General features: G+C 44.0%; 26 protein-coding genes. 17 read left to right on the forward strand and 9 right to left on the reverse strand.

Translation table 11 applies throughout. The features are described 5' to 3' along the window. Positions 1–11 precede the first annotated feature (11 nt). From clpX to J7529_RS07230, 12 genes are all read left to right on the forward strand, one after another. Positions 12–1,376 (forward strand): ATP-dependent protease ATP-binding subunit ClpX, encoded by a 1,365-nt coding sequence (gene clpX / locus J7529_RS07175; RefSeq protein WP_318728419.1) that lies wholly within the window; start codon positions 12–14, stop codon positions 1,374–1,376. Between the two features lie 3 nt (positions 1,377–1,379). Continuing rightward, positions 1,380–2,228, forward strand: coding sequence for an alpha/beta hydrolase (locus tag J7529_RS07180; RefSeq protein WP_318728420.1), 849 nt, complete (start codon positions 1,380–1,382; stop codon positions 2,226–2,228). A gap of 114 nt (positions 2,229–2,342) precedes the next feature. Then, entirely contained in the window at positions 2,343–3,776 is a 1,434-nt protein-coding gene (locus J7529_RS07185; protein WP_318728421.1) for a hypothetical protein, read from the forward strand. A gap of 179 nt (positions 3,777–3,955) precedes the next feature. Next, positions 3,956–5,980 (forward strand): EAL domain-containing protein, encoded by a 2,025-nt coding sequence (locus J7529_RS07190; protein WP_318728422.1) that lies wholly within the window; start codon positions 3,956–3,958, stop codon positions 5,978–5,980. A 94-nt stretch (positions 5,981–6,074) separates the two neighbouring features. Beyond that, the gene (locus tag J7529_RS07195) at positions 6,075–6,398 is read left to right on the forward strand and encodes a hypothetical protein (protein WP_271944169.1); all 324 of its coding nucleotides are present in this window, start codon (positions 6,075–6,077) and stop codon (positions 6,396–6,398) included. Positions 6,399–6,576: 178 nt separating this feature from the next. Beyond that, positions 6,577–7,371, forward strand: a complete 795-nt coding sequence (locus J7529_RS07200; RefSeq protein WP_318728423.1) for a YdcF family protein — start codon at positions 6,577–6,579, stop codon at positions 7,369–7,371. Positions 7,372–7,419: 48 nt separating this feature from the next. Then, positions 7,420–8,325 (forward strand): dihydropteroate synthase, encoded by a 906-nt coding sequence (locus tag J7529_RS07205; RefSeq protein WP_318728424.1) that lies wholly within the window; start codon positions 7,420–7,422, stop codon positions 8,323–8,325. Between the two features lie 246 nt (positions 8,326–8,571). Next, on the forward strand, positions 8,572–9,291 hold the full coding sequence (gene tmpR / locus J7529_RS07210) for a bifunctional dihydropteridine reductase/dihydrofolate reductase TmpR (protein WP_318728425.1): 720 nt from the start codon (positions 8,572–8,574) through the stop codon (positions 9,289–9,291). Between the two features lie 92 nt (positions 9,292–9,383). Beyond that, positions 9,384–10,289, forward strand: a complete 906-nt coding sequence (locus tag J7529_RS07215; RefSeq protein ID WP_318728426.1) for a dihydropteroate synthase — start codon at positions 9,384–9,386, stop codon at positions 10,287–10,289. Positions 10,290–10,331: 42 nt separating this feature from the next. Then, entirely contained in the window at positions 10,332–10,853 is a 522-nt protein-coding gene (locus J7529_RS07220) for an SET domain-containing protein-lysine N-methyltransferase (protein WP_318728427.1), read from the forward strand. A 90-nt stretch (positions 10,854–10,943) separates the two neighbouring features. Then, positions 10,944–12,164 carry an LL-diaminopimelate aminotransferase gene (locus J7529_RS07225; protein ID WP_318728428.1) on the forward strand — a complete coding sequence of 407 codons (1,221 nt, stop codon included), beginning with the start codon at positions 10,944–10,946 and terminating at the stop codon, positions 12,162–12,164. 33 nt (positions 12,165–12,197) lie between these two features. Beyond that, on the forward strand, positions 12,198–12,893 hold the full coding sequence (locus J7529_RS07230; protein WP_318728429.1) for a 2OG-Fe(II) oxygenase family protein: 696 nt from the start codon (positions 12,198–12,200) through the stop codon (positions 12,891–12,893). 12 nt (positions 12,894–12,905) lie between these two features. Here the strand turns inward: J7529_RS07230 and folK are convergent, their stop codons facing one another. Both folK and J7529_RS07240 read right to left on the reverse strand, forming a co-directional pair. Next, positions 12,906–13,427 carry a 2-amino-4-hydroxy-6-hydroxymethyldihydropteridine diphosphokinase gene (folK, locus tag J7529_RS07235; RefSeq protein ID WP_318728430.1) on the reverse strand — a complete coding sequence of 174 codons (522 nt, stop codon included), beginning with the start codon at positions 13,425–13,427 and terminating at the stop codon, positions 12,906–12,908. A gap of 75 nt (positions 13,428–13,502) precedes the next feature. Then, positions 13,503–14,204, reverse strand: coding sequence for a PEP-CTERM sorting domain-containing protein (locus tag J7529_RS07240; RefSeq protein WP_318728431.1), 702 nt, complete (start codon positions 14,202–14,204; stop codon positions 13,503–13,505). A 100-nt stretch (positions 14,205–14,304) separates the two neighbouring features. Between J7529_RS07240 and J7529_RS07245 the strand changes: the two genes are divergently transcribed. Then, positions 14,305–15,072: a proteasome-type protease gene (locus J7529_RS07245; protein ID WP_318728432.1), complete on the forward strand. Its 768-nt coding sequence runs from the start codon at positions 14,305–14,307 to the stop codon at positions 15,070–15,072. A 55-nt stretch (positions 15,073–15,127) separates the two neighbouring features. Here the strand turns inward: J7529_RS07245 and J7529_RS07250 are convergent, their stop codons facing one another. Together J7529_RS07250 and J7529_RS07255 are read right to left on the reverse strand one after the other, a co-directional pair. Further along, entirely contained in the window at positions 15,128–16,009 is an 882-nt protein-coding gene (locus tag J7529_RS07250) for a transglutaminase family protein (RefSeq protein ID WP_318728433.1), read from the reverse strand. A 27-nt stretch (positions 16,010–16,036) separates the two neighbouring features. Next, a complete protein-coding gene (locus J7529_RS07255; RefSeq protein WP_318728434.1) occupies positions 16,037–16,993 on the reverse strand; it encodes an alpha-E domain-containing protein in 957 nt (318 codons plus the stop codon). Positions 16,994–17,288: 295 nt separating this feature from the next. Here J7529_RS07255 and J7529_RS07260 point away from each other — a divergent pair, with 295 nt between their 5' ends. Beyond that, positions 17,289–17,504, forward strand: a complete 216-nt coding sequence (locus J7529_RS07260) for a hypothetical protein (RefSeq protein ID WP_271942619.1) — start codon at positions 17,289–17,291, stop codon at positions 17,502–17,504. A 90-nt stretch (positions 17,505–17,594) separates the two neighbouring features. Here the strand turns inward: J7529_RS07260 and J7529_RS07265 are convergent, their stop codons facing one another. Then, positions 17,595–18,170 (reverse strand): peptidoglycan-binding protein, encoded by a 576-nt coding sequence (locus tag J7529_RS07265; protein ID WP_271942616.1) that lies wholly within the window; start codon positions 18,168–18,170, stop codon positions 17,595–17,597. A gap of 133 nt (positions 18,171–18,303) precedes the next feature. Further along, positions 18,304–19,737: a circularly permuted type 2 ATP-grasp protein gene (locus J7529_RS07270; protein ID WP_318728435.1), complete on the reverse strand. Its 1,434-nt coding sequence runs from the start codon at positions 19,735–19,737 to the stop codon at positions 18,304–18,306. Positions 19,738–19,935: 198 nt separating this feature from the next. Between J7529_RS07270 and J7529_RS07275 the strand changes: the two genes are divergently transcribed. From J7529_RS07275 to J7529_RS07285, 3 genes are all read left to right on the forward strand, one after another. Then, entirely contained in the window at positions 19,936–20,811 is an 876-nt protein-coding gene (locus J7529_RS07275; RefSeq protein WP_271942609.1) for an ABC transporter permease, read from the forward strand. Between the two features lie 78 nt (positions 20,812–20,889). Next, complete coding sequence (locus tag J7529_RS07280; protein ID WP_413038829.1) at positions 20,890–22,302, forward strand: ABC transporter ATP-binding protein; 1,413 nt, start codon at positions 20,890–20,892, stop codon at positions 22,300–22,302. Positions 22,303–22,438: 136 nt separating this feature from the next. Further along, a complete protein-coding gene (locus J7529_RS07285; RefSeq protein ID WP_318728437.1) occupies positions 22,439–23,503 on the forward strand; it encodes an acyltransferase family protein in 1,065 nt (354 codons plus the stop codon). Between the two features lie 86 nt (positions 23,504–23,589). On the opposite strand, the gene J7529_RS07290 is transcribed toward J7529_RS07285, so the two are convergent. From J7529_RS07290 to J7529_RS07300, 3 genes are read right to left on the reverse strand one after another with little or no spacing between them, the layout of a single operon-like run. Further along, complete coding sequence (locus tag J7529_RS07290; RefSeq protein ID WP_318698464.1) at positions 23,590–23,922, reverse strand: DUF5615 family PIN-like protein; 333 nt, start codon at positions 23,920–23,922, stop codon at positions 23,590–23,592. After that, positions 23,919–24,149, reverse strand: a complete 231-nt coding sequence (locus J7529_RS07295) for a DUF433 domain-containing protein (RefSeq protein ID WP_318728438.1) — start codon at positions 24,147–24,149, stop codon at positions 23,919–23,921. The genes J7529_RS07290 and J7529_RS07295 overlap by 4 nt, the downstream gene beginning before the upstream one ends. Beyond that, on the reverse strand, positions 24,146–24,706 hold the full coding sequence (locus J7529_RS07300) for a Uma2 family endonuclease (RefSeq protein ID WP_318728439.1): 561 nt from the start codon (positions 24,704–24,706) through the stop codon (positions 24,146–24,148). Before J7529_RS07300 ends, J7529_RS07295 begins: the two co-directional genes overlap by 4 nt. Positions 24,707–24,720 lie beyond the last annotated feature (14 nt).

Raw genomic sequence — 24,720 nt, forward strand, 5'->3', positions numbered from 1 at the left:
GAGGCCGCTTTATGTCTAAATATGACTCCCATCTCAAATGTTCATTTTGTGGAAAATCCCAGGAACAAGTACGGAAGTTGATCGCGGGCCCAGGGGTCTATATTTGCGATGAATGCGTGGAACTCTGTAATGAAATTCTGGACGAAGAGCTGTTTGACTCAAGTTCCACTTCTGCTCCTCCCAATCCTAGACGGGGGGAACCGGCTCAGAAAAAACGGCGATCGCGCACCGCAAACCTAACTCTAGGTCAAATCCCTAAACCTAAAGAAATTAAACACTATCTTGATGATAATGTTATTGGCCAGGAAGAAGCCAAAAAAGTGCTATCTGTGGCCGTATATAACCATTACAAGCGATTGAGTTTTATCCAATCCAAGCTCAACAATGCTGGAGCAAATGGGGGAAAACCCAATTCAGAAGATAATATAGAACTGCAAAAATCGAATATTTTGCTCGTAGGCCCCACAGGATGTGGGAAAACCCTACTCGCCCAAACCCTAGCCGATATGCTAGATGTGCCCTTTGCTGTAGCTGATGCTACAACGCTAACGGAAGCAGGCTATGTGGGTGAAGATGTAGAAAATATTCTACTGCGCTTGTTGCAAGTCGCAGATTTTGACGTTGAAGAAGCCCAGCGAGGCATCATCTATATCGATGAAATCGATAAGATTGCCCGCAAGAGCGAAAACCCGTCCATTACCCGTGATGTCTCCGGGGAAGGGGTACAACAAGCTCTGTTGAAAATGTTAGAGGGCACGATCGCCAATGTTCCTCCCCAAGGAGGACGTAAACACCCGTACCAAGATTGTATCCAAATAGACACCAGCAACATTCTGTTTATCTGTGGCGGAGCCTTTGTTGGCCTAGATAAAGTGGTCAGCCAGCGCACCGGGAAAAAATCCATGGGCTTTATTCAGCCAGGAGATAGCCAACCCAAAGAAAAACGGGCAGCCGATGTACTGCAGGCATTAGAGCCAGAAGACTTAGTGAAATTTGGCATGATTCCCGAATTTATCGGCCGCATTCCCGTAGTTGCCGTGGTCGATCCATTGGATGAAGAAGCCTTAAAATGCATCCTCACGCAACCTCGAAATGCCTTGGTTAAACAGTATCAAAAACTGCTGAAGATGGATAACGTGGCTCTGGAGTTTCGCCCAGATGCGACAGCAGCGATCGCCCGGGAAGCGTATCGGCGCAAAACTGGAGCTAGAGCCTTACGGGGAATCGTCGAGGAACTGATGTTAGATGTGATGTACGAACTGCCCTCGCGCAAAGATGTGACTCGCTGTGTCATTACCAAAGACATGGTTGAGAAGCGATCGACCGCAGAACTCTTGCTTCACCCCTCCTCCTTACCCAAACCTGAATCTGCCTAGATCATGCCAGAGATAACAGTCCGTGGGGTTGACCACTATTATCAGTGGATAACTACAACCCCGAGTGCATCCAGTCCCCAAAAACCTGTACTCGTTTTCCTCCATGGTTGGGCTGGCTCAACCCGCTATTGGGAAAGCACAGCAGAAGCCTTTAAGGAACATTTTGACTGTTTACTCTACGACTTGCGGGGATTTGGACGCTCTCGATTGCCCCAAACTCCCGTAGACTTAAGTTACGCTCTGGAAGAATACGCCGAAGATCTCGCCCAACTGCTGAATCAACTGGGACTACAAAAGGTTTGGATTAACGCCCATTCTACCGGGGCATCGATTGCCGTTCTCTTTGCCCAGAAGTATCCAGAGCGCATTGAAAAGCTCATCCTGACCTGTAGCGGAATTTTTGAATACGATCGCCCCTCTTTTGAAGCCTTCCATAAATTTGGTGGCTACGTGGTCAAATTCCGTCCCCCTTGGTTAGCTAAAATTCCCTTTGCCGATCGCTTTTTTATGGCGCGCTTTCTCTGTCGCCCCATTCCTGACGAACAGCGCCAAGGGTTTCTGACCGATTTCTTGATTGCTGACTATGAAGCTGCTTTAGGAACGATTTACACCTCAGTGAGCGAACACATGGCTAAAACCATGCCCATTGCCTTTTCCCAGCTCTCCATACCTGTTTTGCTCATTTCTGGGGAAAAAGACCAGATTATTCCCGCTCCCATGGGTAAAAAAGCAGCCGATTTAAACCCCAAGATTCGCTATCAAGTCATTCAAAAAACAGCCCACTTTCCCATGCTCGAAGATCCCCCAGTTTATCTATCCTGCGTGCGAGACTTTATGGGGAACGGGGAATAGGGAAGCGGAAAGAGGGAATAGGCAAGGGGAAACCTAGGGTTCTTCGCTATTACCCATTACTCAAAAGTTCCGATATCCTGTAATTAGTTTCCCCCGTTATTCCCACGCCAATCTATGAACGAAGAGCATACACCCACTTCCCCCTTCGACTCTTCTGAGTGCGAGCCAACCCCTGAATCTGTACTGGATAAGCCAATTGAAGCAGATGAGATCGCAGTTGAGGACGTGAACCCAAATCCTCCTCCGGCTGAATTTACCGATGTTTCTGTAGAGCTGAAACTAGATGCGATCACCCATGATAGTCTCAACTGGCACGATATTGAAGAATCAGTTAGCGAAGGTATTGCTCCAGAAGTCTTAGAAGCCGTGCAACAGGAAATGGAACAAGTGTTACATAAGAATGTGGCTCTGCTCGATCGCATCAGTCAACTCGAAAGTGCCCTAGCTCACTCTCAACAAGCCTTACAAACCTACCAAGAGCGCCAACCTGCCACTGAAGCCCTCCTATCCCAACGTCTAGAAGAAATTAATACGCTTCAAGAAGAAAATAAACGTCTCTTGCGGGAATTAGAAAAATCCTATCAAGGCACCCAACGACAACAAATTTTAGTCGAAACCTTAACCGAACAACTCGAAAGTAGCCAAATTCAAGTTGCTCAACTCGAACGAGATTGTGCGATCGTCCAACAACGCTCTCACGAACAAGCCACCCAACTCAATCAACGGGATAAGTTCTGCATCGACTTACAAACCCGTCTCCACCGCCAACAACGATATACCCTACAGTTCAAAAATGCCCTGGATCGGTGTTTAGAATTATCTCCCTCGAACCGAGAACAGATCCTCCATGAATCCTCTCAAGCTCTCAAAGGCTTAAAATTGACCAAAATTGAACAGGGATTAGCCCCAAAAGTCGTTGCGATTCAACCTTGGTCAATCAATCAATGGCAAGACTCTTTATCGGAAACAAATCTGCCTAATCCTCTACCAGAGGAAATAAGGACTAGAAATTTAGAAACCCCCGATCGAGAAATCTCTTCTCTAGAGTCTCCAGAGCTATTGACTCAACCCTCTTCACCCGAGGTGAATTCCCCTCATTTACAACTCTTCAAACCGGAAGAGTCCTTATCTTCAAGCCCAGAACTGGCAGCATCTTTTAGTGGGGCGATCGAAAATTTCCAGGATTCTCCCTTCCAGACGATCGCTCAGTCACGAGAGTTAGAACCTTTAGAAGAGTCAGAGGAGTTAGAACCCGAACCTCCCTCTTTTAGTGCTGAGTTTGATGATTCAGAGGAAAGTTTGATCGAGCAAGAAGATGTACAAGAAGATCTACAAGAAGAAGAAAGTGTTCAAGTCACCTCCGATCACTCAGAATCAGAAGTAGTAGAGGATATCTCTTCTGAAGAAGCTCCGCTATCTGAGAAATCAGAAGTTCCCGTAAATCTTCCCCAAGGTAATTGGCCTTCTCCTTTAGTGTATCCCCTACGACCCCCGAAAAAACGCAAGTCTTTAGCCGCGATCGATCTACCGTCTTTTCCTCGTCCATAACAATGGAATTGGTTCAGTTTAGACGCTCAATAATTCTTTCTCAAGACCCATTGTTATGGTTAAACTCTTCTATGCGCTCCTGTGTATTCTAGGGACTGTCTTACCCTATTGGCAGTTTCTACTTTGGTTCCGGATAAAGAAGTCTATTGTTTTCAGTGATATAACTTCCCTAAGCTTCTATGCTCGATCCTGAATATCATATTCGTCTTCTTCAAGGGGTGACTCAAGCCACTCATTGCCTGCTTACCCTATCGGATCGCCATGAAGCAATGCATTTGGCTTTAGCTCATTTAGGCAAAGCTCTGGCAGTCGATCGGGTGTATATTTTTCAGAATCATACCAATCCGGTTACCCAGTCCTTATTAGCCAGCCAATGGTGGGAATGGACTCCAGAGAGAAGATCGCTTCCTTTTAATAATCTAGAATTGCAAAATTTGTCCTATGCTACGGTACTGCGGCGCTGGTATGATTACCTTTCCCAGGGAAAACCGATTACGGGTTATCAGAATGAACTGCCAGAATGGGAAAAACAGTTATTAGGCGATCGCCAAGTGTGTTCCCTGCTGGTGCTGCCGATTTTTGTCGATCAACGCTTTTGGGGTTTTGTCGAGTTTGATGATTGTCAGAGCGATCGCCAATGGACAGCAGAAGAAATCGCGATTTTAAATACCGTTGCCGATAGTTTTGGGGGAGCAATCTCTCACCATCATGCCGAAACAGAACTCAATAATATCCAAACTAAACTAGAAGCCGCGATTGAAGAACGAACATTTAAGCTCAAAGCTGCGGTTAAACAACTCCAAGCTGAAATCGACCAAAAAGAAACAATTACGACTCAACTCCGTTACAACGCTTACCACGATCCCCTCACGGGCTTACCGAATCGCTCCCTATTTATGGATCATTTGCAAAAAGCGATTGAGAAAGCCAAAGAGTCGGAAGAGTATAAATTTGCGATTTTGTTTCTCGATCTAGACCGCTTTAAAGTTGTTAATGATACCTTGGGGCATACTCTTGGCGATCGCCTCCTAATTGAGTTATCCAAACGACTCGATCAAATCTTACAAAAACAGCCTCATCTGTCCGTAGAAGCAACACTCATTGCTCATTTAGGGAGTGATGAATTTGCCATTCTTGTAACTAACATTTCAGCATTTTCCCAAGCTAATCAATTAGCAGAATCTATTCACCAAGAGATGACTCATCCCTTTGTTATAGAAAGTCATCAGATTCTTTCTACTGTTAGTATTGGGATTGCTCTAAGTTCTACCGGTTATCAACGACCTGAACAAGTGCTTCGGGATGCTGATATTGTCATGTATCGTGCCAAATCTAAAGGACGCGCTCGCTATGAAGTCTTTGATTTAGAAACCCATACGCGAGTGATGAATCAACTGAAACTCGAAAATGATTTGCGTCGTGCAGTCCAACTATTAGAAAGCCCAGATACCCTTAAAGATAATCAATTTATTGTTTATTATCAACCTATTACTTGCTTACAAACAGGAGAAATTGCTGGATTTGAAGCTCTCTTGCGCTGGCAACATCCTGAATTAGGGATGGTCTCCCCTGTGCAATTTATTCCCATTGCTGAAGAAACTGGATTAATTGCTTTACTAGGACAATGGGTACTCCAAGAAGCGTGCAATCAATTACGTCGATGGGAAAGCTGCGGTCACCATCGCTTAACCATGGCCGTTAATTTATCCGGTTGTCAACTCTCACGACCTGATTTATTAGAAAAAATCGATCAAATCATTCATCAATCCCAGATTCATGCCCATTACCTAAAACTGGAAATCACAGAAAGTATGATTATTAATAATGCCGAGTATGTCAAACAGGTCTTAAGTCAATTAAAAGAACGTTCGATTAAACTTTGTATGGATGATTTTGGCACCGGTTATTCCTCTCTAAGTTATTTACATCGATTTCCGTTGGATATCCTGAAAATTGATAAATCCTTTGTAAGTAACATGGGAGAAAGTGGAGAACACTCGGATATTGTCAGGACAATTATTAATTTAGCCCATCACTTAAAGATGCAAGTGATTGCCGAAGGAGTAGAAACCCTAGGACAATTGAAAATATTGTCTGAATTGGGTTGCGAGTGGGGACAAGGATACTTTTTTTCGAGACCGATTGATAGTCAAAAAGTGTTAGATTTACTGGGAAATCAAAACCGATCCTGGTTTTTGAAGTGATAGAAAGTGATAGAGTAGGGAATTAGTTACAGCAGTTTTCGCACTTTATGTGGTATATCTATTTCTAATTGAGAAGAACTGAAAACCCAGTAGTATGGCAGATGAAGTAGATCAGACTCCAAATTCTTCCTCTCAACAACCGGATATACCGACTGTATCTTCTCAATCTAGGAGAACATTGCCTCAAGGAGTGCTGATGGGGTTAGGGTTTACCATCACTTTTTTGTTGGTTAACTTTTCCCCTCCAATTAGCATAGTTTGGGGAATTGTGGGAGGAGTGGCAAGTTGGTGGATTCAAACCTCTTGGCGAACAGAGGAAGAGGTCAATGAGGAAACTTGGATTTTACCCACCGATCCGAGAGCAGAAAATAATTCTCTAGCCCAAAATCGCACGAAAGTAGAACGTTGGCGGAAATAAGACTTACAGCGCTTTGCTTGCGTTATGAGTGACAGTAGCGCAAAGCGCTATATATACCGTATTTTCTGTTTTGATAAGCTATGTTAAGATAATCCTAAACCCTACTTTTTAAGCAGGATTTTAAGGGGCAAAACAATTGACCCATGGCTGATGACTCATTACCAGCGCGAAGCGCTATATGTTCTTATTTCTCTCTAAGTTACTCCCCCTATTCGTTTATCCGATGGGGTTAAGTTGTGTGTTGATGGTCGTTTCTTTGGTGTTGCTGTGGAAATGGCCGAAACGAGCGGCAATTTCGATTTCTTTGGCGCTACTGGTGTTATTGCTCGGTGGTAATGGTTGGGTGAATCAGACGTTAATTCAATCCCTGGAATTGCGCCATATTCCTCCAGATGAGTTGCCGACAGCGGAAGCTATTGTGGTGCTGGGAGGAGGGATTAAATCCCAAATTTATCCCCGGCCTTGGGTGGATGTGTCGGAGGCGGGCGACCGCATTCTACATGGCTCACAGTTATATCTGCAAGGGAAAGCCCCTTGGTTAATCCTCACTGGAGGACGCATTAACTGGAAGGATGGAGGCCCTCCAGAATCGGCAGATATGGCAAAAATTGCCCAAGCGCTGGGAGTTCCCCAAGAGGCAATTTTACAAGATCCCAGTTCCTTAAATACCCATGAAAATGCGGTGAATGTGCGCCAAATTCTAGACGAAGAGGGGATTAATCGGGTATTGTTAGTAACGTCAGCAACTCATATGGTGCGATCGCTCCTAGTCTTCCAAAAACAAGGTATCGAAGCCATTCCCGCACCCACAGACTTCCTCAGTCCCCCCGGTCGCAATCCCACTCAAAACCAGACCACCTGGGAATCAGCCCTACTGAGTCTCATCCCCGACGCTAGTCGCCTCCGAGATACCACCAACGCCTTAAAAGAATATATCGGCCTCTTCGTCTATGGTCTTAGGGGCTGGATTTAAACCCTAACCTTATGGAATAATTAAGCGATCAGTGTCAAGAGGCTCAAAATGCTGACTCTAAAAGAAATTGCTGAAATCTACGAAAAGCATAAAGAAGAATACAATACCCAAATAGAAAAAATTAATATTGGGAACAAAGAATTCGACTTTAAAGATGGGGCAGCTCTTATGGGAGTGATTAACCTTTCTGTGGATTCTTGGTGGCATCACTCCATATGTTATACCCCCGAACAAGCGATTCGCCGAGGTAGACTTCTAATAGCTAAAGGTGCGGATATTGTTGATATTGGTGCAGAAGCAACTGCAAAAAACACGACTAGAGTTGATGAATTGAAACAAACCAGTCAGCTTTTGCCAGTTCTGCAAACCTTGAGTCAGGAAGGGATATTGACCTCAGTTGAAACCTATTACCCTGAAGTGGCGAGAGAATGTCTTATCTCTGGTGCTAATGTTATTAACTTTACGGGGATAGAAAATAGCGAAGAAATGTATAAAGCTGTTGCGGATTTCGATGCAACAGTTATTATCTGCTATGTGCAAGGAAAACATGCGAGAGATGTAGAGGAGTTTGATTTAACTAAAGATAAAGACCCCATTATCCTGGTGTATGATTATTTTGCTCGAGAGATCGAAAAAGCAACTCAACTGGGAGTGAAAAAAATATTTATCGATCCAGCTCTTGCTCTGGGATACAGTAATTTCTATTCCCAATACGAGAATGCTCAAAAGCGGCTGAAATACCAAATTGAATCTCTCCTCAATGCTTTTCGATTAAGGAAACTAGGGTTTCCTGTTTTTAACCAGGTTCCTAGCGCCTTAGAAATTGGTGGAGAAGAGATTAGAAGTACGCAGTTATTTATATCAGTTTTTGCCGCATTAGGAAAAACTGATATGCTCAGAACACATGAAATTGCTAAAGTAAAGGCAATGTTAGAAACCCTGGCTCTAATTTAAGAGAAGAATGATACAGCAGTTTCCTCTGCTATGCCCTGCATCAATGGCGGTTTTTAAAGATAGCCAGAATCGCTCAAAGCTAGATTCAATCTGTTGTTCACTCCCTCCCCACTCCCCCATTCCCCCACGGAGAGCGCTTCGCGCTGTAATACTGACTAGAGGTTGCCTCCTGTTGAACAGGGTATGGTAAATTGAGAGTGTTAATCTACATCAAACCCTATTTGCAGTTAAGAGGTTCTAAAAATCGTGTTAAAAAAAGCTCTGGTAACCGGATCGGCCGTGGGAATAGGACGGGCGATCGCTCTAGACCTTGCAAGTAAAGGATTTGATGTGGCATTTCACTATAATAAAAGCGCAGAAGCTGCCCAAAAAGCAAGTCAAGAAGCCGCTACCCATGGAGTAAAATCGATTGCCCTGCAAGCGGATATTACCCAACCAGAGCAAGCTAAGTCTCTAGTAGAAAAAGCTGCACAGCAACTTGGAGGTTTATCAGTTGTCGTCAATAACGTGGGTGACTATTTGGAAAGAACAATTAGCCAAGTATCCATAGACGAATGGCATCAAATCCTTGATTCCAACCTTAATAGTACTTTCTATATCAATAAAACCGCAATTCCTTATCTCAAAGCATCAGGTTGGGGACGGATTGTCAACTTTGCCTTTGCTAGCGCCCAACATGTAGTAGCAGATAACATGCATCCGGTCTATAGAATTGCCAAAACAGGTATTATTGTCTATACTAAATCCCTGGCATTAGAGTTGATTGGAGATCGGATCACCGTGAATGTAATTTCTCCAGGAGTTGCTGAGAATTCTATAGGTTTAGACGAAATGATCCCAGTGCTGCCAACCCAAAGACCGGCAACCTTAAAAGAGATTAGCAATACGGTTAATTTCTTGGTGAGTACTGAAGCCGATTATATCACAGGACAAATTTTAGAAGTTGCAGGAGGGTGGAGGTTGTAGTTTGGCCTCGATTGCGTCACAATACGATGGGCTATCCAATAGCCGTAATTTAGGGGTAATCCTAAGAGTTAAATGATAACCAGAGGTTAAAGATGCTGACACTCCAAGAAATTTATGAAGTGTATGAGAAACATAAAAACGACTACAATCTTCAAGTAGAAAACTTTGCAATTGGCAATAAAGAATTCAACTTTAACGATCGCACTTCTCTTTTGGGAGTAATCAACCTTTCAGTTGATTCCTGGTGGAATCACTCCGTATGTTACACCAGCGAACAAGCTATTCGTCGGGGCAAGGTTCTAGCGGCTCAAGGTGCAGATATTGTCGATATTGGTCTAGAAGCAACTTCAAAAAATACACCAAGAGTCGATCAATTTAAGCAAACCAGTCAGGCTTTGCCAGTTCTACAAACATTGAGTCAAGAAGGAGTGTTGACTTCAGTGGAAACCTATCACCCTGAAGTAGCTAGAGAATGTCTCAAGGCAGGGGCAAATTTAATTAACTTTACGGGAACCGAAAATAGCGAAGAAATGTATAAAGCTGTGGCTGATTTTGATGCCGCCATTATTATCTGCTATGTGGCTGGTAAACATGCTAGAGATGTAGGAGAATTCGATTGGAAGGCAGCTCAAGATCCCGTTATTCTCGTATACGATTATTTGGCAAAAGAAATTGAAAAGGCAACTCAGCTAGGGGTCAGAAAAATATTTATCGATCCGGCTATTGGTCTGGGATACAGTAATTTCTACTACCAATATGAGAATGTAGGCAAGCGGGTAGGATATCAAATTAGATCTTTGTTGAATGCATTTAGATTAAGAAAATTAGGATTTCCTGTCTTCAATCAAATTCCTAGCGCTTTAGAAATTGGTGGAGAAGAAATTAGAAGTACGCAAGTATTTCTGTCTGTTTTTGCCCTATTAGGAAAAAGCGATCTACTCAGAACTCATGAAATTCCTAAAGTCAAAGCACTTTTAGAAACTCTGACTCTAATTTAAGCTTAGAATTAGAGAAAAAAGTGAGGATGTACTATAATTATAGTGCAAGTAAAAAACTTAGGCTGTCCTATTGTGCTAGAAGTAAAATCTGTGCAGATCGCGGAAAAAATCACCAAAATTAGCTCGTTTGCTGAAATCAGGGAGTGCGTGAAAACAGGGAACAAATCCCTACATGCTACGGTTGAGTTTATGCCTGGAGAAGTAATCAGTAAATTCAGTCCTAAAGAGATCTTAGATCTCCCCAATTATTTAACTGTGCAAATTAGCGATCGCCAGCACATTATGCTCGATCCTGAATTTTTGCAATACATCAATCACAGTTGTGCCCCCAATGTTATTTTTGACCCAACCAATTGGGTGGTCAAGGCGGCGCGAAAAATTGAAATTGGCGAAGAACTAAGCTTCTTCTATCCATCCACAGAATGGTCGATGGATCGAGGGTTTGATTGTATCTGTGAAAGCGAAAATTGCCTGGGATACATTCAAGGTGCATCCCACTTACCTCGAAGTGTTTTGGGTCAATATCAACTGTCAGACTACATACAGAAAAAGCTAGGAATTTAGCTTGAATCATAGATAAATCATAGATCTATTCTCAGCGATGAGGGTGTTCGCACCCTCACCAGCCAGTCACCTGTTACCCATGTCCATCCAATGGCTACTAAAAACTTAAATCTCAGTCAGCTAACCGGAGAAAAAACTTATACCGAAATCGTTTTTAACCAGGTGTGGGGTAAGGTAGAAGCCTATAGAGCCAGCCATCAGCAACAGGACATTTTCATGATGGCCTTTGGCGACACCACCCAGCCTTTACCCGCGACAGTGGTTAACGCTATAGTCGATGCAGCCAATCGTTTAGGAGATCCACAAACCTATACGGGGTATGAGGATATTACCGGAAATTCAGCCCTAAGAGAGGCCATTTGCACCAACTATTACCAGAAAAAAATGGGGGTTGAACTCAAACCCTCTGAAGTGTTTATTAGCGATGGCGCTCAATCTGCTTCCGTCAACATTCAAGACCTTTTTGCCCTAGATAATACAATAGCCGTGCAAAACCCTGCTTATCCGGCTTTTGTGGAGGGCACTTTGCTGGCTGGTCGCCCCTTGGTCAACTTGCCCTGTGAAGAAGAAAATAATTTTATACCCAAACTGCTGTCAGAAAAAGTAGATTTAATTTATCTGTGCTTTCCCAATAATCCCACAGGAGCAGTGGCAACTTACGATCAGCTTCAAGGGTTTGTGGACTATGCCAGGAGTCACAATGCTGTAATTATTTTTGATGCGGTTTATAGCGCCTTCATCAGTGTTCCCAATGTACCTCGGAGTATTTATGAGATCGAAGGGGCAAAAGAATGTGCTATTGAGATTGGCAGTTTTTCCAAAATGGCCAATTTTACGGGTTTGAGGATAGGTTGGTGTGTTATTCCGGAAGCGCTAACGATTAAGAATACAGTACCTGGGGAATTAAATAATTTGTGGCGAATCCGCCATGCTGTTAAGTTTTGGGGAACGGCAAATGTTGCTCAATATGGGGCGATCGCCGCTTTATCCCCAGCCGGACAACCAGAATGCCAGAAAATTGTCAATTATTACCTCAAAAATGCTGGCTTGCTCCGAGACGGTTTGGAAAAAGCTGGGTTAGACTGTTTTGGGGCTACCAATAGTCCCTTTGTTTGGGTAAAAGCACCCAAAGATTTGTCTTCCTGGCAGTTTTTTGAGAAACTGTTGGCATCAACGGGGATTGTCGGTGTACCGGGTTGCATATTCGGTTCTAATGGCGAAGGCTTCTTGCGTTTAAGTACGCTGGGTCAACAGGAAGAAATCAAAGCTGCGGTAGAACAGTTGGGAAAGCTTAAACACCCAATTGCTTAGAAATCAAACAAGAAAACGATAAGGAGTGGAATTATGAGTACAATGATGCTCGAACAGTATCCAACTATTGAAGGATTAGATCGATCGGAAGATGATCTGATAGAAGAAGTAAAAAAAAGTCTAACTCAATTTGGTTTTTTCTATATTAAGGATACGATTAAAGCCAGAATTAATATAGACCAGCAACTGGATAATCTCCAGGATTCAGTTGATGTCTATTATGGAGAAGATGCTTACACGGGTGAAGGATCTGTTTTTCATGGGACTTATAGCCGATTTGAGGAGCAACAAAATACACAAGTAAACCAATACTTTGAGTTTATTTCTAGGCTCCTAGAAATAATTTCTCTCGGTCTTGGATATCCGCAGGGGTTTTTACAAGAGTTTTCTCGGAAACAAAATTATGGATTGTATTTTTACGATCGAGAACAAGAGTATGTAACATACATTGAAAACGCCGATCGTCAGAAAATTGTAGTCACTCCTCACAAAGATAGGTCTTTAATTACACTAGTAATTTCGATTAAAGGATTGGAAGGCTATACGCGGGAGTCTGGCTGGTTTTCTATTCCTGATCGCGACGGCTATATCCTGATTCAGGGGGGTACACTTTTACAAGACCTGACTCAAGGCGCAATCAAAGCAAACATTCATCGGGTTCGGGGGTTTGATTCCTCAAAAGCCTTATTTTGGAGCAATTTAGCCCCGGTTAATGGGACTCGATCTTAAGGTCGCCCGGGGTTAGTTCCGCTTGATGGATAAAGCCACTCCAGAACAGTCTACTGTTTCCACCAGTTGAGAAATTGCCTTCCCAGAAACGGGTTCGATCCAGTCTGGGGCAATTTCCGCCAAGGGGACTAACACGAATGCTCTTTCAGTCATCCGAGGATGGGGAATTTGCAGATCGGTCGTCTCTAGAATTAAATCGCCAAATAATAGTACATCTAAATCTAATGTTCGCGCGCCCCACCTTTCTTGACGGACTCGGCCAAATTTGTCTTCAATATTGAGCAGCGTTTTGAGTAACTCGTGAGGGCTGAGTTGGACTTCTAACAGGGCACAGCCATTCAGATAATCCGGTTGTGAGGGGCCAATGGGTGCAGTTTTGTACCAACTCGAATAGGTTTTGACGGTAATTCCAGGAGTTTGGTCAATCGTTTTTAGGGCATTTTCTAGGATAGCGCGAGAGTCGCCAAGGTTACTTCCCAGAGCGATCGCACTCGTTATCCGTTTTTCAGTTTCCAAATGATTGGATATGACCATTCTTGCTTCTCTAGTAGAGAGTACCAATAGATAGTCTACCAGGTCATCAGAGACGATCGCCTTTCTTATTGGGATTTACATTCTTCTCTTTTTAAGCAAACCCAAACCACTCAAGAACAGCAGTCCCAACACAACAGAAGGTTCTGGAACCCTAATAGGATCTGGCGTTGGAGTTGGAGTTGGAGTTGGATTAGTAAATCCTACAAACTGCATCGGCCCCGAATACCACAACAGATGAGTACTGCTGATATACAGGCCCATGCTTCCATATGAGCCAACACAGGAGAGGAAATCTGACGCACAATCGAGCCTTAGACTAAACTGACCCATGCTATATGTACTCCAAGGGGAACCCAGATGTTGAAAGTACCACTTATTATTCAATTGCTGTGTAATAAAACCCCAGCCAGCTGTACCAGAGAGGTTAGCCGGTTTACGCTTAAGTGGGAATAAACACTCCGTGGGAGAACATCGGAAAGGTCTAGTCCTTATTAGATCGAGCAAATTGGGATCGGAAAAACCATTATGGAAATAAGTCCAATAACTCTCACCCTTGAGAAAAGAATCTATCGGGTCTTTGGTTGGATCTTGATAAAGATCGATCTCGACATCGTAATGAACTGTCCAATCAGTTCCAAAGCCTCCCAACGAGACATCGGCCCTGGTTTTGCCATCAAGAGACTGAAAGTGCAATTGCAGTGATTGGACTGGAGAAGCGGCCAGACACACACTTAAGCACCCACCTGTAAACATTAAAGCGGTTTTTAGCGAATTCATACTCGATTACCTCTGAATTCATATCAATAAAGGATACATGCGGGAAACGCCACATTCCTAAAATTCCGTACAATCAGTAAGGCGTTTTTCTCTAGCTTCTATGACCTATTGTCTTGGCATTATCACCCGTTCTGGTCTGGTGCTGGCGGCAGACTCGCGAACCAATGCTGGAGTCGATTATATTTCCACTTATCGTAAGTTATTTGATTTCTCCCTACCTGGAGAACGAGTGATTATCCTGTGTACTTCGGGGAACCTCTCTGTTACCCAAGCGGTAGTCTCTAGTTTGAAGAAAGATATTAAAGTGCAGCAGGATCTTAATTTGCATTCTCTACCAACTTTCCACGAAATTGCCCGCTATATCGGCAGTAAAACCCGGCAATTGCTCGAACAAGACCGAGCTTGGTTGGAAAAAGACGGTATTGATTACCATTGTAACTTTTTAGTGGGGGGACAAATTCAGGGGGAAGACCCAGAACTTTATCTGGTTTATACACAGGGTAATTCGATTCAAGCGACTCCAGAAACCCCGTTTTTACAAATTGGGGAAACTAAATATGGTAAACCGATTCTCGATCGCACGTTGAACTTTGACACCCCAGTAGAAGTTGCAGCGAAAGCAGCGATCTTATCCATCGATTCTACGATGAAATCGAATATTTCCGTAGGGCCACCTATCAATCTTGTAATGTACGAACGGGATAGTTTGGCGATCCGCCACCAGCTTGAACTTCCTCTGAGAGACCCTTATTTAGGCAGGCTTCGCAAAACCTGGGAAGTTGCTCTCAACCAGGCAGTTGAAAGTATTCCCAATATTGATTGGGAGTATTACGCCCAGGAAGACGATGGAGATTTAACCACAGATTAATCTAAAAACTAGGCAATAGGCAGTAGGGGCGAAAAATTTTTCGCCCCTACTTGTCCTAAGAGCCAAGGTAGTAGCTAGGATCTAAAAATTCGATCGCCAAATCAAAGTCCATTTGACTGTGTACCTGAGAGCGGCGCAGGGTGCCAGAAACGGGAGCTGTATTTTGGGGAATGGCACTAGCCGCTACGGCAATATGGCCATTACTGACAGCTAGACCATGGGTGGGGTCATAGCCCCGCCATCCTGCTCCTGGAAGGTAGACTTCTGCCCAAGCATGCAGGTGGCGGTCTGTTGTATCGCGATCGCCTTCTTGATAGCCACTGACAAACCGTGCGGCTAAACCCATGGCACGACAGGCTTCCATAAACAGAACAGCATAATCTCGACAAGTTCCCCCTTTTTGTTCCCAAGTTATTCCCGGAGGAAAAGGATCGCCCGTATCACGAATATAATAATCGCACCGTTCATAAACTTGCTGATTAATCGCACTCAGAAACGGGGTAACTTGATAGCGAACGCGATCTGCAATATCCATCGCCCAAGTATAAACCCTGGGATCGATTGGACTCGGCAGTGTTCTAGGGGCAAAATAGGGGGATAGCCGAGCCAGTAGACTAGACGGATAATCAATCGGAAATTGAACGGCCCAAGGCTCTAAGAGATAATTAAAGGGGTTGGTACAATGGGTTTCCACTTCTGAAGTCGCAGTAATCTTCAGTGCTTTGAGTTCCTGAGCATCAAACCAAATTTTTTCCAGAACATTGCCCTCTTCATCGAGGACAGAGGATTGACCCGTAGGGAGTGGATCGATCTCTAACTGAAAGTGATGCAGGGTTTGCCAGCCATCGGAGCGCGATCGCAACCGCAGCCAATGGGGACTCAGAGCCACAAATTCACTATAAGTATAATAAGTTGAGTGGATAATTTTATAGCGCATGTGTTTCTGTTGCCATCTTTAGTTAATTTAATGCACCGACTCTAAAGAGAAATAGGTTTGATAGAGTTGCTCGCCCACCAAATTTAACTGTTTTTGTAAATTATCCACAAATTCATGTAATCCCTGTTGAATAATCTCCTCAATGGTGATGTATTCCAACTCCGATCGCAGACGACCCAAGGCTCGTTCGGCCGAATCACTCCAGGTTGCCGGTGCTGTACCATTAATTCTATGGAGAGACTGCTCAGAGCGAAACAGACAAGAGCGTACTGCACGGGGGAAGTGGCGATCGAGCAATAAAAACTCTGCTACTCCCATAGGCGTAATTTGGTGACGGTGTATTTGTTTGCGATACATTTCATAAGCACTCGCAGATTTTAACAGGGCTATCCAATGAATTTCATCTAAAGTTGTGCCCACATCCTGAGCCGAAGGCAATAAAATAAAATACTTCACATCTAAAATTCGCGAAGTCTTATCTGCCCGTTCTAACAACCGGCCAATCAAGCCAAAATGCCAACCCTCATTATGGGACATCGTGGCATCCATGAATCCGGCAAACAAATGGCTACAGCGTTTAACTTCCGTATAAAAATCCGATAACTCCACCATTGAACCCTCCGGAGAAGTCTCCTTGACCATGTAATAAAATTCATTAATTTGCTGCCACATCTCCGAAGAAATCACCTCTCGAATCGATCGCGCATTCTCACGAGCCATCCACAAACACGACAAAATCGAATTAGGGTTTTTCGCGTCAAACGTGAGAAAATGGCGGACATTCTCCTTCGTCGCTTCGCCATAGCGCTCCCAAAACACCTGGCGATCTCCCGTCGTAATCACCAACGGTTCCCACTGATGGACAACCCCAACCGGAGAATCCAAAATTAAGGTCAAATTAGCATCAATAAATCGAGCCGTATTTTCTGCCCGCTCTACATAACGATTGAGCCAATAGATTGAATCTGCGACACGACTTAACATAACTTAACTTCAAACAGTAATCAAAACCTAGCTCCCGTATTATCAGAATAATCGAGGTAAAAATCTGCTCATTCTAAACGGATCTTCAATCGGCGAATAGACTAATGCGCGAATAGCGACATATTCAAACTTCTTCAAGTCCCCACCTCCCCGTCTCTCCTCTTCCTCCTATCTCTCCCATCCAAATCACTTGTATAGCCAACGTAAATCACAAACTTTATGTGGGGGTTGTCACCCCACAGATGACCACAAGCAACCACAATAGGAACATAAGATGAGTTGAAGAGAAAAAACTATGTTATCTCCAACAGAAAAGCTATCTGATCGCATTTCCGAAATCTTTGGAGCAGTGGGTGCAACCGGTGTCGTTTCTTGTACCGACTATCATACCCTGCAACTCGCGTCTAGCTATTCTGAACTACAAGCCCATGAACGGAAATCGATTGACCGTTTATTGCGAGCTGTACAACGCGGTAAAATCGATTTAATCCCCACATCCCTAGCCGTTTAAAACGAACTTTTAATACAAAGAAATACTCAAATAGCGAGTCAGTTTCATAATAACTGACTCGCTATTGTCATAGAATTCTGATTTTAAAGATTAGAGTGCGGCCAGATAACCACCGGACACATATCCACCCGTGGTAAGTTTAGCCCACCCGGTATGGTCGAAGTATTCCACAAAAACCCGTTGTCCATTGGCGAGTCCACCAATAACAGGAAAGGATGTCCCCATTCCTGAACGGACATTTAAGCCGCCTGTAGCAACCACTCGATGAGTCCCACCACCTACGCCAGTATTAGCTTCCAGAGACGCAAAAGTTTGAGCGCCAGCCATTCCATCTACAGCTAGACCCATGTCGTATTGATAACTGACGACTGCATCATAGGTAATACTACCATAGTAACCGGTTGATCCCACTGTATAGGGGAAGTAACCGGCACGTTTTAGCAAGTCTTGCAGATAAACAACATCATTACCTCTAGACCCGTAACTCAGGTAGGCCATCGCGTTTTCTGCGACACTGATAATCGAGAGCGCTACACTTAGAGCTAAAACTCCTACAGCACTTTTGGCCAGAGATACATTAATTCCTTCAAAAGACCGTAATTGGGGAGCTGGGTTAGTATCTTCGTAGGCCAGTGAAGCATGAGTAAATGCAAGTGATTCAATCATAGGTTTTTTGCCATGAAAAACTCGTTACTGGAAGGATAAAGGATAACCCTGAGTTTGAGCAACTCATTTTTATCAATAATTCACGAAACTTAATGTATCGTTATTTTCATGACACCCCCTCTAGCCTAGCCCTCTAATCTCGTAAAACCCAGGTATCTTTACTGCCACCACCTTGAGAAGAATTGACCACTAGAGACCCCCGCTTGAGGGCCACTCTAGTTAAACCTCCAGGCATTACGGAAATGTCTTTACCATAGAGAATATAGGGGCGCAAATCTACATGGCAGCCTTCGATACTCCCCTCTAATAGGGTAGGAACCCTAGATAAACAGAGGGTGGGTTGGGCAATATATTTACGGGGATTGGCCTTAATCCGTTGAGCAAACTCTTCCCGTTGGGCTGAAGTTGAATTCGGGCCGATCAACATGCCATAGCCGCCTGACTCATCGGCGGCTTTAACCACTAATTGTGGCAAATGGTTGAGCACATAGTCTTGTTGCTTTGGCTCCCAACATAGATAGGTGGGGACATTGGCTAAAATTGGCTCTTCGTCCAAATAATAGCGAATCATTTGGGGAACATAGGCATAAATTACCTTATCATCTGCGACTCCGGTTCCCAGGGCGTTGGCTAAAGCGACTCGTCCAGACTGATAAACTTCCATTAAACCGGGAACGCCTAACAAGGAATCGGGATTAAAGACCGTCGGATCGATAAAGCTATCATCAATGCGACGATAGACCACATCTACCCGTTGCAATCCCTTCGTGGTTCGCATTTGTAAGTAGCCATCAACAACGACTAAATCTCGGCCTTCGACTAACTCAACTCCCATTTGCTGGGCTAAAAATGAATGTTCAAAATAGGCTGAGTTATATATTCCTGGAGTTAAGAGGACTACGGTGGGGTTGGGAAGATGGCCAGGAGCTAGATGGAGTAAGGTATCGAGCAAACGGCTAGGATATCGATCGACCGGTTCAATATCCATCAAGGTAAAGATTTGAGGAAAGGTACTTTTCATCACTCGGCGATTTTCCAAGACATAGGAAACGCCAGAGGGACAACGCAAATTGTCTTCTAAAACGTACCATTGTCCTTCTTTGTCGCGCACCAAGTCGGTTCCAGTAATATGACACCAAACATCTTGGGGAGGTTTGAGACCCATACAGGGTTTGAGAAAACCGGTGGCTGAGTGAATTAATTCTTCGGGAATGACTTTATCCTTAACGATCTTTTGCTGGTCATAAATATCAGCAATAAATAAATTGAGGGCTTGAATTCGTTGTTTGAGTCCTTGCTCTAGGGTTTTCCACTCCTGAGATAAGACGACACGGGGAATGAGATCGAAGGGCAAAATCCGTTCAGTTCCTTCTTCTGCACCATAGACATTAAAGGTGACTCCCAGCTTAAACAGTCCAATCTGGGCCGCTTGTTGGCGTTGATGAAGGTGTTCGCGAGAAAGATGATTGAAATGGTCTATAAGGGTTTGACATTCGGGGCGGGGATTGCCATCGGGCCCGAAGAGTTCATCGTAGAAGTCCCCTGAATCGTAGGAATCAAAGTTCACACTAATGGGTAAAATGCGAGTGGGTTGAATACTTTTATGATATAGAGATGGAGTAGACTGGATTACTGTAACTCAGACTACAATTTTACAAAACTTTGAGTCAATCTACAGTTGCACTTGATCGGGGAGAATGTCAAAATTTGAGGGCCCTACTCTGTAGAGTCTGGGGTTGTGCAGTGGTGAGAGAGGATGTGAATTTTGTTGAAGGCCAATAAGGGAGGAATGGGAGTAGAAGCGATCGCGCGAGCGATAAGTCGCATTATCGCCAAATTTCTGGGAAACCGTCAATGGTTGCTACAAGCGAACTTACTTAAAAGTTTAGTTCACCGGGATTTAGCGGCTCGTTATCAGGGTTCAGTACTGGGGAATTTGTGGCCGTTGCTCAATCAGCTCTCGCAGTTGCTGATTTACACCTATGTGTTTTCAATTGTGCTGAAGGTGAAGCTCAATCTCCAGGGCATGGCGGCCAATAATCTCACGTTTGGGTTATGGTTATTTGCGGGACTGCTTCCCTGGACTGCGTTTATGACGGGTTTGCTTCAGTCCTCAAATGCGGTGATTGGTCAACCGAATTTAGTGAAAAAGGTGGTTTTTCCCCTGGGGTTATTGCCTCTTGTGCCTGTTCTGAGCGCCTTCATTGAAAGTTCTATGGGGTTAATTGCCCTGATTGTATTGAGCGGGTTGATCACGCAGACGCTACATCCGACGCTGTTATTGTTGCCTTTAGCATGGTTACCCCAATTGTTGCTTACGGCAGGTTTGGGCTATTTAGTCTCGGCATTAACCGTGTTTTTGCGCGATATTCCCCAAAGTTTAGCGGTGATTACCAATTTGTGGTTTTACATGACTCCGATTGTCTATCCGGTTACCATTATTCCCGAACCTTGGCGACAGTGGGTCTTTTGGCTCAATCCTTTGGCAGCGATTTCGGAAACCTACCGCGATTTGATTTTAGTGGGCCACATGCAACATTGGGGAGAATGGATGAGTGCTTTGGGCATTTCTCTGGTACTGTTGTCAGGGGGTTTGTGGGTCTATCGACGACTGCGCCCCGCGTTTGCCGATGTGATCTAGGGAAGGGATACCCATCTATTCCTGGGAGAGTGTCGGGTTGGTTGACGATCGCACTGAACTAAAGATATTGTAATTTTCATGAGTGAAATGGCGATTTCACTAAAAGGTGTTTCTAAGTCGTTTAAGCGATATGCCCATCCAGGCGATCGCCTCAAAGAGCTGTTGCTACCTGGAAAAACCAGGGGGCAAGAATTCTGGGCGCTGCATGATATTGATTTAGAAATTCCTCAAGGGCAAACCCTAGGCATTGTGGGGCGCAATGGTTCAGGGAAAAGTACCTTGCTACAAATTATTGCCGCTACCCTTACACCAAGCACAGGCGAGGTAGAGGTGAAGGGTCGGCTATCGGCTCTGTTGGAATTGGGCAGTGGATTTAATCCGGAATTTACAGGGCGGCAGAATGTCTTTTTTAATGGTCAGTTATTGGGGTTAACGAAGGACGAAATTAAAACTAAATTTGACTCGATTGTGTCCTTTGCAGATATCGGTGAATTCATTGAGCAACCGGTAAAAACATACTCTAGCGGAATGTTCGTGCGCTTGGCGTTTGCGGTGGCAACCAGTGTCGAACCCGATATTTTGGTGGTCGATGAAGCTCTATCTGTGGGAGATGAAGCGTTCCAGCGCAAATGTTTTGCTCGGATTCAGGATATTCGCGATCGCGGCGGGACAGTGTTATTTGTATCTCATGCTGCTTCTTCGGTGGTCGAATTGTGCGATCGGGCTATCCTCATGGATAAAGGCGAAATCATCCTCAGCAATAAGCCGAAATTCGTCGTCTCCAAATATCAAGAACTGATTTATGCGCCCTCAGACAAAAGCCATATATTACGCGAAGAACTGAAAAAATCGCATCAACAGCAAACCCTTCCCACACCAGAAAAATCAGAAACCAATGGGCAATCTGCTCCCTCTAAAGACTTCCCTCATTCCCCATCCATACCCACATTAGGAGACTACTACGACCCCAATCTTAACCCCGAACATACCCTTTCCTACACCACCAGAGGCGCGGAAATTATTGACCCTCACATTGAGACCTTATCCGGTAGAATGGTCAATCATCTGATTCGCAGACAACCCTACATCTATACATTCAAAGTCCGCTTTTCCAAAATGGCTCAAAATGTGCGCTTTGGCATGTTAATTAAAACCATTAGCGGCTTAGAATTAGGTGGAGCCTCTGTCAGCCCTTCTTTTCATAAAATTTCTCACTTTGAACCTCATCAAGTGATTACCGTTCAGTTTTCCTTTGAATGCTTTCTTCATCCAGGAGTTTATTTCCTCAATGCCGGAGTTTCCGGAATGGTAGATGAAGAATTTATTTATCTCGCCCGTTGTATTGATGCGGCCATGTTTCGGGTTAATCCAGATGAAGCCGTTTGTGGCAATGGCACAGTCGATTTCAAGATTGACCCCAAGTTAACTTTTGAAAGCCAATGGACAGAACCTCCAGCCCATACACTGGAAGTTCTAGAGGATAATAGCTAGTTTTAAAAATCCCTACAACTCTGAGATCCCCCAACCCCCTGAAAAAGGTGGGAACTAGCGAAAATTGCCCTTTTTAAGGGAGATGTCGGGGGATTAGCAGTGCGCAATATAGTTCAACCTCATCAACCCTAGAACTATGAACAGAATAGTTGATCGCTCATCCCGATTCGATTTCATGAGATCCGTAGGAATTTCCATGATCTTACTGTACAATCTTCCTGATTATTGTTTCAAATCCTATCATTTCCAGCTTTTCGGCACAACGGTTGATTTATCGCCGTTACACCATCTCAGTCTTCAATGTAGCTTAGGGTTATTAGTCTTTCTTGCTGGAAGTTTAATTAACCGACATCAATTAACCTTTCCGAATATCCAGACAGCCGGGAAATTTTTATTCAAAAAGCTGGCTAAACTCTTCCCACTTTATTACCTCTCCCTTGCCCTATTTTGTTATCTCTATAGCATGTTAGATTGGGGACAAATCTTGATTCACGTTTTGGGGTTACAATTAATCTTTTCTTCTGACAGGTATCCGCCTTTACCGACGTTATGGTATGTGGGATTAATTTTAGTTTATTATAGTCTCTTCTCACTGCTCAATATTGAGAAAATTCCAACTCTCTACAAAGCGACAATTCTGGGGGTAGTTCTCTTAACGCTCTTCCTCAGTGCCACTTATTTGAACATTACTGATATGCGGCTGATTTGCTATAGCTTACCCTTTATAGGGGGGATTTTAGTCGCCAAAAAGAATTGGTTTGAGAGTCGCATTTGGCGAAAAGTATTATCCTTAAATCAGGGACTATTTTTAGCGTTCTTGCCCCTGTGCTGGTTGTGGGAAAAGAAATATAGCCTAGGAATTGAACACAACACGATTTTACTCAATCTGTTGATGTTTTCCTTTGTGCTATTGATCTATCGCATTTCTGATGTCGTTTGTCAAAATTCGCGACTTAACCGATTATTCCACACCATAGCCTATTGCGCCTATGGGATGTTCCTCTTTCACCGTCCGATCTGGTTTGCTCTGGAGCAGATGATGCGATCGCTCTTTCTGGTGGAAAATGTCCATATCATTACTGCCGGTTTAGTCTTTCTCGGTATTCCCCTGATTATCGGAGTATCCTACGTTTTGCTCACTCTGTATGACCGCTATGGTATCACTGCTTGGTATCATCCTAAAACATTAATCAGTCAGTAATGAAACGCTATCTGTCTTTGATAGAAGTATAGCAAGCGATCGCCAAACAAAATCCCTGCGATCGCAGTCAGTAAACACCTAGCGCATCATGATAAAGCAAGCAGGGATAAAGTCTTATCTTCGTAAAATAATGCGATCGCACTAAACTCCCGACGCAGCAAATTTTCAACTTGTAATGTGGAACAGTTCCCAAGGCGAATCCAAATCACTTTCGGTGGATTTCCAAATACTAAACTCAGATCGTGCATGTCAGCATCTTTCGAGACGATGATTAGATCATTGTCTTTTGCATAATCCCAAACGATTGGGTCGATTGTTGCTTTCATTCCCACATCTCGAACATGAAGCGAGTTTGGGAAAATATCGCTCAGACGGTTTGGTAATTTAGGTGATAGATTTTCATCAAAAAGTAATTTCATACGGATAATGGGGCAGTCATAAACCGACGCTCGCGGTCAGCAGCATAGGCAATGCAGGCTTTTAAATCTTCTCGCGTCAGATCGGGAAAATCGTCGAGAATTTCTGCTTCAGTCATCTCGGAAGCCAGGTACTCAAGGACTTCATAGACTGTAATACGCAAGCCACGGACACAAGGCTTACCACCACGTTTTTCTGGCTCAATAGTAATGATGTCTCGGTAGTTCATAAACTGGCTTCACCCCCTTCATCCTCCAACTCTAAAACAACATCTTCATAAATAGCATTTAGGGATAACGTGACTTCCAAACTCATCAACTCAATCGTATCACCTTCACTGTAGGGAATAAATCGCCACTCTCCAACAGCATCCCGCCGAAAAATCTCAACTGTTTTAGTTTCAGAACTCACTAAAACATATTCTTGTAGGGTTGAGAGACGACGGTATAGGGCAAATTTACCACCGCGTTCGCGTAGCGTCTCCGAAGGAGAATCATATGCCTCCGTACTTGGGGAAAGCACTTCAATGATGACGCAGGGATAGCGGATGAAGTGTCGGGCGGTGCGATCGCGCTCATCACAGCTACGCACCTTGCAGCGCCCCCGTAACGGTTCTCGCAGGAGGCTTGCTAAATTTAGGGCAATATCTGCATGGGGCAACGTTCCCCCTGCGATCGCAAATACTTCCCCATTAAAATATTCGTAGCGTAGTGGTTGTTGGACTTCCCATTCCAAATATTCCTGTGGTGTTAAGCGGGGGACAACTCTGGCAATACCTTGCGTCATGGCATATTACCCAA

The organism is Roseofilum sp. Guam, from assembly GCF_017746735.1.
Classification (GTDB): Bacteria; Cyanobacteriota; Cyanobacteriia; order Cyanobacteriales; family Desertifilaceae; genus Roseofilum; species Roseofilum reptotaenium.

What these genes read in the sequence shown, in the direction of transcription:
- J7529_RS07195 (WP_271944169.1), top strand. Translation starts at nt 6,075, where the DNA reads ATGGCAGATGAAGTAGATCAGACTCCAAATTCTTCCTCTCAACAACCG.
- J7529_RS07260 (WP_271942619.1), top strand. Translation starts at nt 17,289, where the DNA reads ATGTTATCTCCAACAGAAAAGCTATCTGATCGCATTTCCGAAATCTTT.
- J7529_RS07295 (WP_318728438.1), bottom strand. Translation starts at nt 24,149, where the DNA reads ATGAACTACCGAGACATCATTACTATTGAGCCAGAAAAACGTGGTGGT.
- J7529_RS07180 (WP_318728420.1), top strand. Translation starts at nt 1,380, where the DNA reads ATGCCAGAGATAACAGTCCGTGGGGTTGACCACTATTATCAGTGGATA.
- J7529_RS07240 (WP_318728431.1), bottom strand. Translation starts at nt 14,204, where the DNA reads ATGAATTCGCTAAAAACCGCTTTAATGTTTACAGGTGGGTGCTTAAGT.
- J7529_RS07265 (WP_271942616.1), bottom strand. Translation starts at nt 18,170, where the DNA reads ATGATTGAATCACTTGCATTTACTCATGCTTCACTGGCCTACGAAGAT.
- J7529_RS07290 (WP_318698464.1), bottom strand. Translation starts at nt 23,922, where the DNA reads ATGAAATTACTTTTTGATGAAAATCTATCACCTAAATTACCAAACCGT.
- J7529_RS07280 (WP_413038829.1), top strand. Translation starts at nt 20,890, where the DNA reads ATGAGTGAAATGGCGATTTCACTAAAAGGTGTTTCTAAGTCGTTTAAG.
- J7529_RS07205 (WP_318728424.1), top strand. Translation starts at nt 7,420, where the DNA reads ATGCTGACTCTAAAAGAAATTGCTGAAATCTACGAAAAGCATAAAGAA.
- J7529_RS07225 (WP_318728428.1), top strand. Translation starts at nt 10,944, where the DNA reads ATGGCTACTAAAAACTTAAATCTCAGTCAGCTAACCGGAGAAAAAACT.
- J7529_RS07300 (WP_318728439.1), bottom strand. Translation starts at nt 24,706, where the DNA reads ATGACGCAAGGTATTGCCAGAGTTGTCCCCCGCTTAACACCACAGGAA.
- J7529_RS07245 (WP_318728432.1), top strand. Translation starts at nt 14,305, where the DNA reads ATGACCTATTGTCTTGGCATTATCACCCGTTCTGGTCTGGTGCTGGCG.
- J7529_RS07255 (WP_318728434.1), bottom strand. Translation starts at nt 16,993, where the DNA reads ATGTTAAGTCGTGTCGCAGATTCAATCTATTGGCTCAATCGTTATGTA.
- J7529_RS07250 (WP_318728433.1), bottom strand. Translation starts at nt 16,009, where the DNA reads ATGCGCTATAAAATTATCCACTCAACTTATTATACTTATAGTGAATTT.
- J7529_RS07190 (WP_318728422.1), top strand. Translation starts at nt 3,956, where the DNA reads ATGCTCGATCCTGAATATCATATTCGTCTTCTTCAAGGGGTGACTCAA.
- J7529_RS07200 (WP_318728423.1), top strand. Translation starts at nt 6,577, where the DNA reads ATGTTCTTATTTCTCTCTAAGTTACTCCCCCTATTCGTTTATCCGATG.
- J7529_RS07185 (WP_318728421.1), top strand. Translation starts at nt 2,343, where the DNA reads ATGAACGAAGAGCATACACCCACTTCCCCCTTCGACTCTTCTGAGTGC.
- J7529_RS07285 (WP_318728437.1), top strand. Translation starts at nt 22,439, where the DNA reads ATGAACAGAATAGTTGATCGCTCATCCCGATTCGATTTCATGAGATCC.
- J7529_RS07215 (WP_318728426.1), top strand. Translation starts at nt 9,384, where the DNA reads ATGCTGACACTCCAAGAAATTTATGAAGTGTATGAGAAACATAAAAAC.
- folK (WP_318728430.1), bottom strand. Translation starts at nt 13,427, where the DNA reads ATGGTCATATCCAATCATTTGGAAACTGAAAAACGGATAACGAGTGCG.
- clpX (WP_318728419.1), top strand. Translation starts at nt 12, where the DNA reads ATGTCTAAATATGACTCCCATCTCAAATGTTCATTTTGTGGAAAATCC.
- J7529_RS07230 (WP_318728429.1), top strand. Translation starts at nt 12,198, where the DNA reads ATGAGTACAATGATGCTCGAACAGTATCCAACTATTGAAGGATTAGAT.